This is a genomic window from Stygiolobus sp. RP850M, assembly GCF_037389295.1.
Classification (GTDB): domain Archaea; phylum Thermoproteota; class Thermoprotei_A; order Sulfolobales; family Sulfolobaceae; genus Stygiolobus.
Genome location: NZ_JBBHKU010000040.1, coordinates 28,507 through 43,782, shown reverse-complemented (window position 1 = coordinate 43,782; position 15,276 = coordinate 28,507). Strand labels below are relative to the sequence as shown.

The 15,276-nt window shown below is 39.2% G+C and carries 17 protein-coding genes; 9 read left to right on the top strand and 8 right to left on the bottom strand.

Features of this window, described 5'->3' with window-relative positions; translation table 11 throughout:
• Nucleotides 1-72 precede the first annotated feature (72 nt).
• Together WIW52_RS04170 and WIW52_RS04165 are read right to left on the bottom strand one after the other, a co-directional pair.
• Nucleotides 73-240 (bottom strand): hypothetical protein, encoded by a 168-nt coding sequence (locus WIW52_RS04170; RefSeq protein ID WP_337708793.1) that lies wholly within the window; start codon nt 238-240, stop codon nt 73-75.
• Between the two features lie 69 nt (nt 241-309).
• A complete protein-coding gene (locus WIW52_RS04165; RefSeq protein WP_337699379.1) occupies nt 310-1,233 on the bottom strand; it encodes a thiamine-phosphate synthase family protein in 924 nt (307 codons plus the stop codon).
• Between WIW52_RS04165 and WIW52_RS04160 the strand changes: the two genes are divergently transcribed.
• The 5 genes from WIW52_RS04160 (at nt 1,193) to xerA (ending at nt 6,351) form a co-directional block, all read left to right on the top strand.
• Nucleotides 1,193-1,912: a DNA double-strand break repair nuclease NurA gene (locus tag WIW52_RS04160; RefSeq protein WP_337708792.1), complete on the top strand. Its 720-nt coding sequence runs from the start codon at nt 1,193-1,195 to the stop codon at nt 1,910-1,912. The genes WIW52_RS04165 and WIW52_RS04160 overlap by 41 nt on opposite strands.
• A 48-nt stretch (nt 1,913-1,960) precedes the next feature.
• The gene (locus tag WIW52_RS04155; RefSeq protein ID WP_337708790.1) at nt 1,961-3,652 is read left to right on the top strand and encodes an ATP-binding protein; all 1,692 of its coding nucleotides are present in this window, start codon (nt 1,961-1,963) and stop codon (nt 3,650-3,652) included.
• Complete coding sequence (locus WIW52_RS04150; protein WP_337708788.1) at nt 3,649-4,284, top strand: protein-L-isoaspartate O-methyltransferase family protein; 636 nt, start codon at nt 3,649-3,651, stop codon at nt 4,282-4,284. The genes WIW52_RS04155 and WIW52_RS04150 overlap by 4 nt, the downstream gene beginning before the upstream one ends.
• A 39-nt stretch (nt 4,285-4,323) precedes the next feature.
• The gene (locus tag WIW52_RS04145) at nt 4,324-5,412 is read left to right on the top strand and encodes an S-methyl-5-thioribose-1-phosphate isomerase (protein ID WP_337708786.1); all 1,089 of its coding nucleotides are present in this window, start codon (nt 4,324-4,326) and stop codon (nt 5,410-5,412) included.
• A gap of 75 nt (nt 5,413-5,487) precedes the next feature.
• Nucleotides 5,488-6,351, top strand: a complete 864-nt coding sequence (xerA, locus tag WIW52_RS04140; RefSeq protein ID WP_337708925.1) for a site-specific tyrosine recombinase/integron integrase — start codon at nt 5,488-5,490, stop codon at nt 6,349-6,351.
• On the opposite strand, the gene WIW52_RS04135 is transcribed toward xerA, so the two are convergent.
• The 4 genes from WIW52_RS04135 to WIW52_RS04120 are packed head-to-tail and all read right to left on the bottom strand — an operon-like array spanning nt 6,352 to nt 9,733.
• A complete protein-coding gene (locus tag WIW52_RS04135) occupies nt 6,352-7,323 on the bottom strand; it encodes a radical SAM/SPASM domain-containing protein (protein ID WP_337699366.1) in 972 nt (323 codons plus the stop codon).
• Nucleotides 7,316-7,828 carry a gamma carbonic anhydrase family protein gene (locus tag WIW52_RS04130; protein WP_337708784.1) on the bottom strand — a complete coding sequence of 171 codons (513 nt, stop codon included), beginning with the start codon at nt 7,826-7,828 and terminating at the stop codon, nt 7,316-7,318. Before WIW52_RS04130 ends, WIW52_RS04135 begins: the two co-directional genes overlap by 8 nt.
• Before the next feature lies 1 nt (nt 7,829).
• Nucleotides 7,830-8,876: a methyltransferase domain-containing protein gene (locus WIW52_RS04125; protein ID WP_337708783.1), complete on the bottom strand. Its 1,047-nt coding sequence runs from the start codon at nt 8,874-8,876 to the stop codon at nt 7,830-7,832.
• A complete protein-coding gene (locus WIW52_RS04120) occupies nt 8,861-9,733 on the bottom strand; it encodes a beta-ribofuranosylaminobenzene 5'-phosphate synthase family protein (protein WP_337708781.1) in 873 nt (290 codons plus the stop codon). Before WIW52_RS04120 ends, WIW52_RS04125 begins: the two co-directional genes overlap by 16 nt.
• Before the next feature lie 26 nt (nt 9,734-9,759).
• Between WIW52_RS04120 and WIW52_RS04115 the strand changes: the two genes are divergently transcribed.
• The 4 genes from WIW52_RS04115 to glnA all read left to right on the top strand — a co-directional run bounded on the left by WIW52_RS04115 (nt 9,760) and on the right by glnA (nt 13,666).
• Nucleotides 9,760-11,127, top strand: a complete 1,368-nt coding sequence (locus WIW52_RS04115; RefSeq protein ID WP_337708779.1) for a class I adenylate-forming enzyme family protein — start codon at nt 9,760-9,762, stop codon at nt 11,125-11,127.
• Nucleotides 11,120-11,521, top strand: coding sequence for a thioredoxin (gene trxA, locus WIW52_RS04110; protein WP_337708777.1), 402 nt, complete (start codon nt 11,120-11,122; stop codon nt 11,519-11,521). Before WIW52_RS04115 ends, trxA begins: the two co-directional genes overlap by 8 nt.
• Nucleotides 11,514-12,131, top strand: a complete 618-nt coding sequence (locus WIW52_RS04105; RefSeq protein WP_337708776.1) for an ATP-binding cassette domain-containing protein — start codon at nt 11,514-11,516, stop codon at nt 12,129-12,131. Before trxA ends, WIW52_RS04105 begins: the two co-directional genes overlap by 8 nt.
• Before the next feature lie 110 nt (nt 12,132-12,241).
• Entirely contained in the window at nt 12,242-13,666 is a 1,425-nt protein-coding gene (gene glnA / locus WIW52_RS04100; protein ID WP_337708774.1) for a type I glutamate--ammonia ligase, read from the top strand.
• On the opposite strand, the gene WIW52_RS04095 is transcribed toward glnA, so the two are convergent.
• Both WIW52_RS04095 and folE read right to left on the bottom strand, forming a co-directional pair.
• A complete protein-coding gene (locus WIW52_RS04095; RefSeq protein WP_337699354.1) occupies nt 13,663-14,598 on the bottom strand; it encodes a DUF7343 domain-containing protein in 936 nt (311 codons plus the stop codon). The genes glnA and WIW52_RS04095 overlap by 4 nt on opposite strands.
• Before the next feature lie 23 nt (nt 14,599-14,621).
• Nucleotides 14,622-15,245: a GTP cyclohydrolase I gene (gene folE / locus WIW52_RS04090; protein ID WP_337708773.1), complete on the bottom strand. Its 624-nt coding sequence runs from the start codon at nt 15,243-15,245 to the stop codon at nt 14,622-14,624.
• Between the last annotated feature and the right edge of the window lie 31 nt (nt 15,246-15,276).

Genomic DNA, 15,276 nt, shown 5'->3' with positions numbered 1-15,276 from the left:
ATTATCTTCGGTTAAAAATTTGAAATCTCCTTGTATTCTATTTATGTATGCTTCATACTTCACAATATTTATTTATTTAGAGTTTCCGTTTAAATACTTTGCATATAATTCCGCTTCTATGTTCATATTCTTTATAAGTATAAGCTGAATTAGTTCTCTATCCTTCTCGCTTATCTCTGAATCCTTTATCATGTGTTCTACTTCTTCTAATTTTTTCACTATTTCACTTAGGCTGTGCATGGTAATTATTCAATTATGACTACTACTTAAATGATAACTAATAATAGAACTAGTATTACTAAGGCTTAATTAATTTTCAGATATCTCTCTATAAGCCCTCCCAATCTCTATAATTTTTTTCACAACCTCGATGGGGTCTCTACCGAAAACGTAAGTGTTAGCCTCAATCCCTTTACCACCAAGGTGCACAACACAATCGAGATCAGGACTGTATACCTTGAGAATGTCATTTATTATCTCGTCGTCACTTATGTAGCAATCTCTGGGTCCTATGTATGCTACTTTAAATCCGAGTTTTCTTAACGCTTTTCCTACATCTTCGTCATATTTTATATTCATCACAGACCTTATTTCACTGTTCTTACCCATAACGTTTAGAAGGATCTTAGACAAGTGTTTACTTGCTCCCCACATGGGCTTCGAGGCGGGAGTTGGTAAACCCATGACTTTGGTTATCCTCCCAGCTACAGCGATTACATCGTTTTCGTTTTTTGCATTCTGCCTTGCGTAGGCTAAATTACTTAGTACCTCTGGAATGAGGGGGGTGATCAAGGGATTTTGGATCATTGAAAGGGCTACCTCCATCTCGTTTTCTTCTTTAGTTCTATATAAGTTCCTACAGATTTCACAATCGGGCGGAACATATTTGTCCTTTTCTTTATGATATTTACAGAACTTAAGTTCGCTCAACTCCTTCAAACCGAAGTCTGTGAGGTAGTAGATAGCCCCCTTTACGTCATTATTACTTAATAAGTCGACTAATGTTGAGAGTAATGAGTCTATGTCATCTTTTGAGAGACCCATTTCGGTTAATTTTTCATACCCCTTTTGTTCGTCCTCATCCAAGTATTGTTTCACGGCAGGTTGAGTAACACCTAAAAGGGCAGATATTTTACTTTGACTCATTCCGTATTCTCTAAGTTTTTTAGCTAGTAACATTCTAATAGTAGGAGTGAGCTCATCCGTAATCAAGGATAAAGGTGTTTTAACCACGATTATCACATTATCAGAAGTAATAAAAAATAAACAGTTCACATTTAAAGCTATAGATGGAAGTTTTCACGAGGTAAAAACGAGAGAGGGAAGTTTTGCCTACATAACTCTAGGCATAGTAAAAGGGAAGATACTCAACTCTTCTTTCACGATAGACGAATTAAGTTACAAGGAGAAATTGTGTGAGAACTGTAACACGGAAGAGATAATGAGGGAAATGGAATACGAAGAAGCGTTAAACAGCGAGAAGGATGTAGACTTAGTCTTTATGGACAGAAAGCTGAGTTACGATAAATTTAATCTTCCCGTAAACATAATTGCAATAGTTAAAGACCCTCAAGTAGTTGACCTCGATATTGAGAAAAGCGAACCGTGGTTAGTCGAGTTATATAACGAAGGAAAGATTAGAGGGGCTTATTTTAAGCTCTTTAATTTCTCATGGATATTCCTCGTAGAGACTTCGAGTAACTTACCGTGGGAAGAAATTCTCGCCATCCTCTATATTCTAGGAAGAGAACCGATACCAGAGGCTTTAGGATATAATTATCCCCTCTTCCTTGCTGACAAGGTTGCTAAGTATTACCGCGACAAAGAGAGTAGGATATTAAACTTTGTCACCAGAAACTCAACATATAGGTCTTTCAGGAGTTTGATAGAAAAAAATAGGAGGGGGGTGTAGGTTAACATTATCTTTTCGAATATTGAGGGAAGGCTAAGAGAAATAAGAATGTTTACCAGACCTACTGCTGACGGTAGGGGGACTATAACTTTCAGAGTCTTCGTAATAGAGATGCCGTTTTCTAGAGATACTCCGATAGATGCAGGTAAACTTTTAGCTGTTGAGACGATAAGGAAGGAGTATTACTTACTTCTGGAGGTAACGGACTATTTCCCTCAACATTACGGTATGGTTAACCTCGACGGGAGCGTTCCTCCTGAACTTAGAGAGGAGATAATGAAGAGGGTTGAGGAGAAATGGGAGAGTAAGGAGTCGTGGATAGAAGTATATGCTTCACCCGTAGGCTACGTTATGAGAGTCAACGGTGGAGTGGAGTTTAAACGCGGATATATACCACCGTTACCTGGTTCTAAAGTCAAGCTTTTTACGGACGAGACTTTCGAGAAATTCGTTTTCTACGAAAACGGGGTTAAAATCGGTAAAGTAGTTAACGAGAACATAGACCTAAAGCTAAACATCGAGAAGGCTATAAAGTATCATATAGGTATTTTCGCATATACGGGCTCTGGTAAATCAAACCTTACCTCATTGTTAATAAGAAAATCCTTAGAAAAGATGAAAGATCTGAAAGTCATAGTAATAGACGTTTCAATGGAGTACGGGATTCTTCTTCTCGATCAGCTCCTAACTTACGAGTCCAGGCTGGTGACACTGGATAGGCTACCCGACAACCAAATAGATGCGGGTAGGAGGCTCCTTAGGACCCACGTTATTCCTGAAGAACTTAACGAAGACCGAGATCTTATCAGAAAAGCCTTTGAGACTCTCTATAACCAAGGTAAACTAAGAAGGCTTTACATGTCTCCTCAAGGAATTAGTTTCCTTACATACGGCATGCTAATTGATATGGTTAGAAGCCAGACCGAAGACAAGTATGTAGCAACTGCACAGAAGCCGTTTTTCATGATGTTACTTCACGAACTTGATAGATTAATGAGGGAAAACAAGTTAAGTAAGGACGATGTAGTTGATGAGGCTGTACTACCCTCACTTAACGAAGTTGAGATGAAGGCTAGAGAGGCTGGAGTTAGGGAGAACGCTACAATATTTTCGTTTATTTCTGCAATAAAGCAATATATCGAGCTTAAGCCGATAGAAAGCGAGGAGTATGATGTCGAAAACTTAGCCATTGAGTTATTAGATCAAGATCCAGCATCTCCAAGGCTATTTATAGTTGAAACTCCTAATATGGATGACGCAAGGCTGGTAGTTTCCTTGCTTATAGACCACGTCTTTATGAGGAGGAAAAGGTCGTATTCGTCTATGCCCGTCGTTCTTTTCGTTTTGGATGAGGCACAAGAGTTCATACCTTTTGAGTCAAGGCAAAAGGACTATTCAGAATATTCCTCTATAGCTGTGGAGAAACTTTTGAGACATGGAAGAAAATATCACCTTCATGCACTGATAAGCACTCAGAGATTAGCTTACTTGAACACTAACGTCCTTCAGCAAATTCACACCTACTTTGTGAGTACGTTACCCAGACCATACGATAGGCAGTTGATATCTGAGACCTTCGGTATTTCGGACTCGCTTGTGGACAGAACCCTTAACTTCGACATAGGTCAATGGCTCCTCATAAGCTTCAAAGCAGCCCTTAAGGAGGATATTCCAATTATGTTCCACGCTGATAATAATATAAATGAGCTTAAAGAAAATCTACTAGAGATCTTAAAGTGAGTGAAAAAGAGGAAGTTATAAGTTATTTATCAACGTCGATAAGTTCAAAAGAGCTCTTAGATGCACTGAGGAAAATCGATAGGGAGAAATTTCTCCCAGATCCTTATAGACACCTAGCTTATTCTAAGGACTATGTTGATAAAGCTATTCCGATAACCAGGAATTACAATACTACAGCATTGTCATTGGGTATACTAATGTTAGACTTACTGGAACTAAAGAAAGGAGAAAAAGTCCTTGAAATAGGTACTGGGAGTGGATATTATACTGCTTTAATCGCGGAAATTGTAGGATGCGAAAACGTATATTCAATAGAATTCGACTCAGAGGCTTATTCTCTAGCAAGGAAGAACCTTACCGAATGCCCCGTCAACCTTATTTTTGGGGACGGAAGTCTAGGTTACGAGAAAGCACAGCCATACGATAAGATAGTCGTATGGGCTGCGGCTCCGACTTTTCCCTACGTTCTGTACTCTCAACTGAAAAAGCGTGGTATAATGGTGGTTCCTATTGCTGACAGTGGTGATAAGCAAGGCTTATACAAAATAGTTAAAGGGGAAGAACCCTTTATAGTCAGGGTCACAGACGTAATCTTTTCTAAGTTAAAGGGTTTGTGCGGCTTCTGGTATTAAGCTTCTAACTTTTAATTTTCGGTTTTAATTAACTACACAATGGTTTCAGTAAAAGAAATTAAAGAAATGTTCAAGCCTAAGCTAAAGCCCATAATATGGGATAACAATCAGAATAAGTTAACAGTTCTAGACCAATCCCTCTTACCTTTTGAGAAGATCTTTGTTGAACTCAGAACTCCAGAGGAGGTGGCTGACGCAATAAGGCTAATGAAAGTTAGGGGCGCCCCAGCTATAGGTATAACTGCCTCATACGGAATGGTATTATCAGTGCTGAAAGCCAGTAGTATTGACGATGCCTTAAAACTGCTTCACAACGCTAAACAAGTCATGGATAAGGCTAGACCCACAGCAGTAAACCTCTCTTGGGCTACTTCTCACATGCTCAATAGAGCTAAGCAATATGTAGAGTCAGGTGAAGCTAAGGACATTAAAGAACTCATAGAGTTGCTCAAGAAGGACGCTAACAAAGTCTTCGACGACGAACTTGAAGCTGAAATTCAAATGGGTTTATACGGTCTAGAAAAACTTAACTCAGGGGATACTGTTTTAACACAGTGCAACGCTGGTGGATTAGCTACTGGAACCGGTTTGGGTACAGCCCTAGCTCCCATGAAAATAGCACATTTGCTAGGGATTGATGTGTCTGTCATAGCTCCCGAGACGAGACCTTGGTTACAAGGAAGTAGACTCACAGTTTATGAATTAATGGAGGAGGGAATACCCGTTACGTTGATCACAGATACCGCAGTGGGTTTAGTCATGTTTAAAAAGATGGTTAACAGCGTAATGGTCGGAGCGGATAGAATACTTGCAGACGGTCACGTTTACAATAAGATAGGCACGTTTAAAGAAGCCGTCATCGCTCACGAGATGGGCATTCCGTTTTATGTTCTCGCGCCAGTATCTACCTTTGACCTTAAAAGTTCTGTGAACGATGTGAAGATCGAAGAAAGAGACCCTAATGAGGTTAGGACGGTAAGGGGCGTACCCATAGCTCCTGAGAACGTTAAGGTCTTTAATCCAGTATTTGACGTTACGCCTCCCAAGTACATTACAGCTATAATTACTGAAAAAGGTATGATATACCCGCCCTTCGATAAGAATGTGAGAAAGATAGTTGAGAGGTAAGAAAATCCAATATTTGATATTACTGAGCTTTTTACCCTATTTTTTAAAAAGCTTATGCATAGAAGAAGTTCTTTGATGAAGCTTCAGCTTGGCATTGCTGATCCTTATACACAAGACCCGTTTAACGACTTCATTAACGCTTTGACAATATCCGGTGCCACTGAAAACACCATTAGGATCTACTCTATAGCTATAAAGGACTTCCTAAATTATGTAAGGAAGGATCCGAGAGAAGTGACGGTTTCCGACGTTAATAACTGGATAATGAACATATTAAGACGGGACACAAGGGATAAGAGTAATGACGCAATCGACAAAAGAAGGAAGAAAACTGTTACGGCAAGACTCTATACGATCGCTGTTATTAGGTTCTTAAAATGGCTCGGAAAAGATATCAGACCTACGATACCGAGGGCTAGGAGGCGTGAAGTATTGGCTCTTACCGAGGAACAAGTGAATGCTCTTATGAATAGCCTCAGGAAGACTCGTGATAAGCTCATAGTCTCCTTACTACTCGATACTGGGTTACGTGCAAAGGAGTTACTATCAGTGACGGTGTCCGATGTAAACCTCAATAACAGAAGTATAATAGTGAGGAACACTAAGAACGGAGAGGCTAGAGTTGTCTTCTTTACGGAGAAGACTGCCAAGCTCCTATCTGCTTATCTCCAGAGGAATAACTTGAAGCCGGAAGATAAACTATTTAAAATCACATACCACGCGTTGTATCGCAAGTTAAAAAGAATAGGTAAAAAACTAGGTATAGACCTTAGACCGCACGTGTTGAGGCATACTTTTGCCACTAACGCAATAAGGAAAGGAGTTCAACTACCGATAGTACAGAGATTACTTGGGCATAAGGACATTAGAACGACTCAAATATACACTCATTTAGTCAACGAAGACGTTGAGCAAATTTACAAAAAGATTTTAGGTTAACTAGCTCCTCCCTAAGAACCTCCACTTAGCCATCTCAGCGGCATAACTTAACAAGTCTCTAAAGCTGTTAAAAGTTGATGTTTGTAAATGTAAATACTCGAGTTTAGCTTGATTTGCAAGCATGTATTGTTGTAAATCTTTGACAATAGGCTTTTTCAATATGTCATTAAGTTTTTCTTTTGCTAAATTTCCTACTACTTTTCCGTTAATATCATCAGGATACGGTAAGTCCCCATTCGGATATACTGTAATAGCATAGCTCGTTACTCTACTAGACACTTGTTCACCTTTTAGCGCTTTTATGAAGCCCCAAGAATTGTTTAATGTAGATCCATATTTCCTCTTAAGGTCTGACAAAACCTTGTATAGCTCTTCCGGGTCTGGAGCGAGTTTAACTTTAGATGTTGGGTAGTCAATAGCTGGTAACACGACAATTTTATACTTACACTCGTGTACTTTTCTTACCTTTTCCTCGAGTTTATTTATATTAAAGCGTGTAACAACTGTCTGGACGTTAACCTTCAATCCGTATTGCCTGAACTTGCACAGAGTATCGAAAGCTTTTACGTTCCAATGGTATTCATCAATAGAATAATGTAGAAAGTCTATTCTATCCGCTAACTTAGTCAAAAAATTCTCGTCGTTCAGCTTATAGCCGTTAGTGGTTAACATCACATAAAAGGAACCATCGTGTGCATACTCAAGAAGCTCTAAAATATCTGGTCTCAAAGTAGGTTCTCCTCCCTCGAAAGACAATACCACAATTGATGAATCCTTCATGTTGTCTATTATCTTCTTAACTACTTCAGTCGGGGCCTCCCCGAGCTCTCCTGAATAATAAGCCGGTGAGCAAAAAGTACAGTGAAGGTTACAGCGGGACGTAACCTTGAACGTCGCGTATCCAGGTTTAAAGGGGTCTCTTAATATCTGAGTGTCGAAAAACCACTTTAGAGCTTTTACATCTCTATTCAATTTTTAAAAACCTCCTTGTATGTCTTAAATACTCTTCAGCATTATCACTAATTAACTTTATTTCGTCTTCCCTTACCTTCCTAATCACTTTCGCCGGTACACCAACTGCAATACTATACGGTGGAATTTCCGTACCTTGTGTAACTACCGAACCAGCACCAACTATCGAATACTCTCCTATCTTAGAGCCATTAAGCAGAATCGCGCCCATTCCTATTATAACGTTGGAACCTATCTTAGCTCCGTGTATTACTGCGTTGTGACCTATACTCACTCTGTTACCGATCTCTACCTTAAAACCTGGATCTGTGTGAATAGAGGAGTTCTCCTGAATATTGGTCTCCTTACCTATGCGTATTGAGTCATTATCCCCCCTAATAACGACGTAATGCCACACACTTGTTAAATCGCCTATCTCTATATCTCCTATTATGTAAGCTGTAGGATGGATATAAGAACGGGAAGAGATTCTCGGTTTCACTCCATTATATTCTTCAACAGGCATTTCATTCTCTCTTTCTTAATTTGGCTATAAAAAATCCAGTCATGTCATGGATTATCGGGTGAAATCTTATGATCTCTTCTACCTCAAACTTGGAGTCGTTTATAATTTCTTCATTCTCAATTTCCGTCATGGTACACGTGGAGTATATGAGTACTCCTCCCCTTTTCAGAATCTTATACGCAGAGTTAAGGAATTGTCTCTGATACGCACTTAAATTCAGAAGGTCGGTCTTGGTCTTCTTATCGTAAATTTTAGGCCTCAAACCCAAAGCTGAACACGGAGGGTCTATTAACACCTTGTCCACGTTCTGTATATGGAAGTCCTCGTAAAGATAACGGGAGTCTGCTTTGTATACCTCTATTTCTCTCATATTGAGGATTTCCAGTCTCCTCTTTAGATCCTCTACCTTTTTTACGGTATGGTCAAACCCGATTACCCTACTCTTCGGCTGTAGCTGATATACGTGAGTTAACTTACCACCCGGGTGAGCAGTCATGTCTACTATAATCTCGCCAGGCTGAGGATCTAATAGATGAGCCACGTGCATTGATGCCTTTCCTTGTAGTATAAAATAACCTTTCCTCAGTCCTTCATATTCGGAAATTTGGGGAGCCGAATATAACGATACCGTGACTTTTACCATTCCCTCTTGGGTTAGGATCCCCTCAGCTACCGGTATCCCGTTTTCGCTTATAACCGTAACTTCTTTCCCGCTCCCTATAATCCTTTTAATCCCCGGTTTGTATACATTTGCCCCCGTCATGACACTCTCCGCAGTTCTCTTGTCAACGATCACTTTTGTATCGTGTTCTGCTATTTTATTGGGTCCTTTTACTTCAACGTACATAGCCTCTTCAAAGTCTTCATCTCTTTTCAAAAAAGGCATTTCTTTCTCTAGTTCTTCTGGTGAGATCTTTAGAGTATTCACTCTTATGTAAAGTCTAGAATTCGGGACCAACAAAGAGTTTAACAGCTCGTTCAGTCTAGTCCCGTAAATCTTTCTTAGCTCTTCAATTACAAATTCGTCGTAATCTAATCTTTCGACCAAACTACTTTTGCCCCCTCGTTATTTGGTTCGGTAAGGAAACCTCCGAAATAAGAGACTAATTCTCCTCCTTCTGATCTGGAGTTCACGAATGTATATACGGCAGGTCCAAAGGACGAAATTCCTGAGGGAAATCCTTTTAGCTCCAACTTTTTCATTAATTCCCTTACTTCATCAGTTTGTAAAGACACTTCTATTCTCTTAAAGCCTAAGTTCTGAATAAGCTTGATACTATCTAAAACTTCGCTTAAGTCCCTTTCGATTACAGATGGAACGAGCTTCATAAACACTACCCTAACCAGTTCATCAATTCCCTTGACCTCCCTCTTAAATGCATTAAGTTCTTCCTTTCCGAAGATTTTCCTCCCTTTATTCGGTATATTCACGTAAATGTACCAAGGAAAGTCAAATCTCGTAATAAGCGGAGGAGGAGGAGCGGTAGAAAAGTCAGAAGGAGCAACTTGTTCTTTCACCTTCACCGAATGCCCCCCGTCTACGATGAACCCGCCATATTTAAATGCGTAAACTCCTATGCCAGATGTACCACCTCTTCCAACAGCTTTTGCAAGGTCCACAATATCAGTGTTCTTCAGGTTGTATTCAGCGGATAATTTAGCTAAAGCTAGTCTGAACTGTGTGGTATGTCCTAAACCTACATGCTCTTCGTAATCCTCATCTATACAATATCCAGGGATAGGATACGGTAATGTAAAATCTGTTTTCTGGTAACAATTTCCGTCCCTAACTACTATTTTTGGGTGTTTCAAAGCGACTCCAACTCCTCCGTCTATTCTTCCATACTTTCCCTCTAAATCCAGAAGAGTTATATGTATTCTGGATAACCCAATAATTTTTATCATTCATGATCACTTAATATCTGACAGTTATGAGCATAGCTCAGCTGGTTTATAAATGGTATAAAGAAAAACCAAGTAAAACATTTCTGATCGAGGGGGATAATAAATTAACCTATGAACAAGCCGGAAAAGAGATAGCTAAAAGGGCTTCCTCACTCCACGTAGGAGATACGGTAGTCCATCTAATGTTCAATTCAGTGGAATCGACCTTAACATATCTAGCAGCGTTTTGGGCTGGAGCTAAAGTAGTAGCTATAGATCCATTAACTTCTGCCGAAGACTTAAGGTTTATACTAGAGGACACAAACCCAGACGTAATTGTAGCTGATAAGGAGATTATTGAAAGAGAGAAAAAGACGTTAGAAGGGTACAAGGTCATAGAATCACTTCAGAGAAACGAGGTATTTAACCAGCCCTATGAATATAGGGAGGATGAAGTAGGTTTAGTCTACTATTATGCCGGGATAGCGGGTAGGACGATGCAGGTCTTACACAGTGCTAAAAGGATGGAACTTAACGCATTATCCTTATACAAGGCTTCGAAACTTAATGAGGTCAGAGGTGTTTTAACAGTACCCCTAGCTCATGTTTTGGGCAATAGTGTCTTAGGCGTAGTTCTGGAAGCTGGGGGTAGTTTGTACATAATGCGTAAGTTTAACGCCAACGAGATTGTGCAAGCAGTTCAGAAATACTCTATAAACTACTTATCAACAGTCCCTATGGTTTATGATGCATTAAACGAGCTAGAAAGAGCAGATTTAAGTAGCCTTGAGCTCTGCGTAAGCACTGCTGCTCCCTTATTCCCTCCTACCGTCAATAAGTTCAAGGAAAAGTACGGAAAGAAGATAGTACAACAGTACGGGTTTACCGAAGGGTTCGTGTTGACATTCCAACCTGAGGAGTACGCTGATGTAATCAGTATAGGAAAGCCTCTGCCTGAGGTGGACATTAAAATAGTTAAAGAAGACGGTAAGGACGCTAAACCCGGCGAAGTAGGAGAACTTTGGGTCAAAGCCCCTTGGCTAATGCTAGGGTATAAAGACCCTGAAGAGACTGCAAAAGTGTTCGTGGATGGTTGGTTAAAGACCGGGGATTTAGTGACATCCGATGAAAAAGGTCTACTCTACTTCAGGGGAGTTAAGAAGAGGATGATTAAGTATAAGGGTTATCCTATATTCCCGAGGGATCTAGAGCTCATTTTGAAATCCCACCCCTTGGTGATAGACGCTAAGGTTGTTGGTGAAGATGCCGGAAACGCTGGACAACAGCCGGTAGGAAAAGTCATAGTAAAGGAAAAGAAACCCGGCATTGAGAATGAATTACTTAATTACGTTAATACTAAAGTAGCATTTTATAAGAGACTCAAAAGAATAGATATAGTGGATAGCCTTGAGTGAGATTGAAGATTTAGTAAAAGAACTTTCAAAGAGACTAGAAGAAAGAGCTAAGAACGTTATTAATCCGCAAGAGGTTACAGTCACTATTACGGACTCAAACATCGATGACGTGCTGGCTAAAAATAATGTAGTCTTTGTCGACTGCTGGGCACCTTGGTGTGCTCCTTGTCATATATACGAGCCTATATTCAAGAAGATGGCTGAAAAATACAAGGATAAGGCAGTTTTCGGCAGGCTAAATGTAGACGAGAACCCCAAGACTGCGGATAAGTACGGAGTTATGAATATACCTACTACACTGATTTTCGTGAAAGGTAAATTAGTAGATCAAATAGTCGGTGCTGTAGAGGAGGAGATGTTAGAGGAGTATGTGAGGAAATATACCAATGCTTGAAGCTAAGGTAAGGAAAAAATTTCAAAATTTTACTCTAGATAGTGAGATAAAAGATGGTAGTAGGGTCATAGCTATATTCGGAAAAAACGGGAGCGGCAAATCTACTTTTTTAAAAATAATTGCAGGGTTTCTGGAACCTGATAACGGTTATGTGAAGGTTGATGGAGAAGATATAACTCAATATCCACCGTGGAAAAGGAAAATTGTTCTAGTTACACCTGAAAGTTTTCTGCCCAACACTAGGGTGAAAAACCATTTACTTTGGGGTATAAAAGATAAGAAAAAGTTAGAACAGGCACTAGAAGACGAGAGAATTAAGTTTTTACTGTCTTTCAATGACCACGTATATAAGCAAAAAACTAAGGAGTTAAGTCTCGGGATGAGACAGAGACTCTCCTTAGTTACTGCGATTTTATCAGACCCAAGATATATATTGGTAGACGAGGCATTTTCTAATATTAATAATAAAAGGGATTTTATACAAGAATATTTTCAGTTGGCGAGGAAGAGAAACATAAATATTGTCTTTGTTTCCCAAGATCTTTCTGATGCGGATTTCGCGGAAAGAAGCTATATAATGGAAAACGGTGTTTTAAAAATTATGAGCTAATTTTTAACATTCATCTAATTTGTAATTGACAAATATATATAAACTTTTAAAAAGTTTTAATAAATTGACGCAATATCTTTTTTAATAGATTTATTGAATATGTCCTTAACATGCCAGAACTACCAAAAACACCATCCGAAGCACTTGAATTCTTAAAGAAGAATAATATAAAATGGGTAGACCTACAGTTTACAGATCTACCCGGAAGACTACAGCATATAACCATTCCCGCTGAAGAGTTCACTGAGGAGTCCTTCAAGACTGGATTCGGTAAACTAGACGGAAGCAGTATAAAAGGCTTTACTACAATTTACGAAAGTGACATGGTTTTGAGGCCGGTTGCTTCTACAATGGCTCTAATACCGTGGACACCTGGTGTAGCTAGAGTTATTACTGAAGTTCATTGGGGTGGGGGTAAGGGAAGATTTGAAAGAGATCCGAGAAATATTGCTGAAACCGCTGAGAAACACCAAGAGAATGAGGGATATGTAAGCTTCTTTGGTCCTGAGCTAGAATTCTTCATATTTGATAAAGTAGAGCTTGATGCTGCGTTACCTCAGAGTGGGACAGGTTACAAAGTATATGCTAGAGAAGCTCCTTGGTCTAAAAACGGAAGTTTTGTAATAAGGTATAAAGAAGGATATTACCCAGCTCCACCGGTAGATCAAGTAATGGATATAAGACTAGAAGCTATAAACACGTTAGTAGATTACTATGGATTCTATATTGAGGCGACACATCACGAAGTAGCTACAGCGGGACAAGGAGAAATAGATTTCAGATTCTCTACAATGGTAGATACAGCTGACAAAGTACAAACACTAAAGTACGTCGTTAAGAACGTAGCTGCTAAGCACGGCATGGTAGCCACATTCATGCCCAAACCCATTTATGGTGATAACGGAACCGGAATGCACACACACTTTAGCCTATGGACTAAGGATGGAAAGAAGAATTTAATGTATGATCCTAATGACGAATATGCAGAATTAAGCCAGATAGGCAGGTATATTGTAGGTGGATTGTTAGAACATGGAAGAGCGTTATCAGCAATAGTGTCTCCTACAACTAATAGTTATAGAAGACTAATACCGGGCTATGAAGCTCCAGTATACTTAGTGTGGAGCAAGTCTAACAGAAGCGCGGCAATTAGAATTCCAGCTTACTATAAAGGAATGGAGAAGGCAAAGAGACTCGAATACAGACCTCCAGATCCGTCCTCTAATCCTTACTTAGGATTCGCCGCGATGCTGATGGCTGCTTTAGATGGGATCAAGAAGAAGATTGACCCAGGTGATCCAGTGGACGAGAACATATATCATATGAGCGAGGAAAAGAAGAAGCAGTTGAAGATTAGAGAACTACCTAGATCATTAGATGAAGCATTAGATGAGTTAGAGAGTGATAGTGAGTTCCTAAAGCCTGTATTTAATTCATCATTACTCAGTGCTTACATAGATCTAAAGAGAGAAGAAGCGAAAGTAATGCAACAATATCCACACCCGATGGAAATATACTATTACTTAGATGTCTAAGGCAGTAATATACCACTTTTTCTCATATTTCTTCTTATCTCATTTAAGTCTAAATAAGAGTCGAATACGTAATTTTCTGCAGATTTCTTTAGTACTTGATAGTCAATGTTAACTATCGAAGAGTAATCTTGTATCCATCTGTCCTTATGAGATAGGAAAGAGGCAAAAGCTTGCTCATATATCTCTTTAAAGTATTCCGAGTCTAATCCGTTTCTAATGGCGAACGTGCAGCAATGAAGTGGTTCAAATGTATGAATTATTCTGAAACCTTCATTGGAAAGGATAGTTACGTAAGGCTCCCAAATAGACAACTTTTTAACTTCCTTCTTCCTCATAGCGTTTATCATATCTTCAGGACTAGAAAACTCTATGAGAGAAGCTTCAGGATCATATAATAGAGACCAGAACTCCATGCTTGATAACGATGTCGTCGCAATGTAATTACAAGAGGGCTCCCCCAATATAGCTCCTCCGCCCTTAGCACCTCCTGCAATGATCTTGAAGTTATTGAAAATTTTCTGAAATAGGAGTTGTGTCACTACGGGTGATAATGCCATATCGAGCTTTCCCATAGAAAGGTCTCTAGTCACTTCCAATCCATTATTATAGACTTTGACATCTACGTTATAACCTCTGTCTTTTAAAAGTTTTATGAAGGGAATGATGAAGGGGTATTCAGCAGCCTTTATGATACCTAATGTTAGGAATTTTCTGGAGGAGAGTCTGACTATAAGGTTTCTTCCAGCTAACTTCTTTCTTTCTATTATTCCTTTTTTCTCAAGTTCTGTTAATATTTCCGAGACCCTGCTTTTTGAAATACCCGATAAATTAACAAGATCAGATTGTTTTAACTCTCCATATTTTCTTATTAGCTCTAGAATTAATGAGTAACTATTATTGCTATAAGTAGTAATTTTATTATCGTTACTCATTCAACATAAAAATTTGTCTTTTCCTATAATAAAGTTGATCTCTTTGACGTTTCTAATAGCCTGAATACGTAGTTTCTTAACGAAGCGTTGTTCTTTAACACTCCTCTAGTGGCTACCGATGTTAGAGTCGCTTCTTTATCTTTTACCCCCCTAACGTAAGCACACATGTGTATTGCATCTCCTATAACCATCACTCCCTTAGGCTCTATATCACTGTACATAATCGCATCTGCAACTTGCTCAACTAATCTCTCCTGAATCTGTAGTCTCGACGCGTAATAATTAACTATCCTTATAATTTTGCTGAATCCGGCGACTTTTCTGCTCTGTCCTACAATATACGCTACATGAATTTTACCTATGAAAGGCAACATATGATGTTCGCATAATGAAGAAAAAGACACGTTCTTTACCAATACTATTTGATCCTCTTCGCTACTTCTTCCGTTTTCTTTTAACGAAAAGACTTTAATGTTAGGTTGCGGAGACCTAATGCCGGAAGTCATTTCCAGCAACGCCTTAGCTACTCTTATAGGCGTTTCCCTAAGTCCTTCTCTATCCGGGTTTTCGCCTAGTAACTCTATTATTTCTCTGACTCTTTTTGCAATTTCTTCAACTAATTTCTCTTGGTCGAGTGTTTCTTCCATAACAATAGACTGATTGCGTATGTTAAAATAA

Bases quoted from the DNA above. Each gene is read 5' to 3' on its own strand.
- WIW52_RS04170 (WP_337708793.1), bottom strand. From the start codon at position 240: ATGCACAGCCTAAGTGAAATAGTGAAAAAATTAGAAGAAGTAGAACAC.
- WIW52_RS04155 (WP_337708790.1), top strand. From the start codon at position 1,961: ATGTTTACCAGACCTACTGCTGACGGTAGGGGGACTATAACTTTCAGA.
- WIW52_RS04145 (WP_337708786.1), top strand. From the start codon at position 4,324: ATGGTTTCAGTAAAAGAAATTAAAGAAATGTTCAAGCCTAAGCTAAAG.
- xerA (WP_337708925.1), top strand. From the start codon at position 5,488: ATGAAGCTTCAGCTTGGCATTGCTGATCCTTATACACAAGACCCGTTT.
- WIW52_RS04130 (WP_337708784.1), bottom strand. From the start codon at position 7,828: ATGCCTGTTGAAGAATATAATGGAGTGAAACCGAGAATCTCTTCCCGT.
- WIW52_RS04120 (WP_337708781.1), bottom strand. From the start codon at position 9,733: ATGATAAAAATTATTGGGTTATCCAGAATACATATAACTCTTCTGGAT.
- WIW52_RS04115 (WP_337708779.1), top strand. From the start codon at position 9,760: ATGAGCATAGCTCAGCTGGTTTATAAATGGTATAAAGAAAAACCAAGT.
- WIW52_RS04105 (WP_337708776.1), top strand. From the start codon at position 11,514: ATGCTTGAAGCTAAGGTAAGGAAAAAATTTCAAAATTTTACTCTAGAT.
- glnA (WP_337708774.1), top strand. From the start codon at position 12,242: ATGCCAGAACTACCAAAAACACCATCCGAAGCACTTGAATTCTTAAAG.
- WIW52_RS04095 (WP_337699354.1), bottom strand. From the start codon at position 14,598: ATGAGTAACGATAATAAAATTACTACTTATAGCAATAATAGTTACTCA.
- folE (WP_337708773.1), bottom strand. From the start codon at position 15,245: ATGGAAGAAACACTCGACCAAGAGAAATTAGTTGAAGAAATTGCAAAA.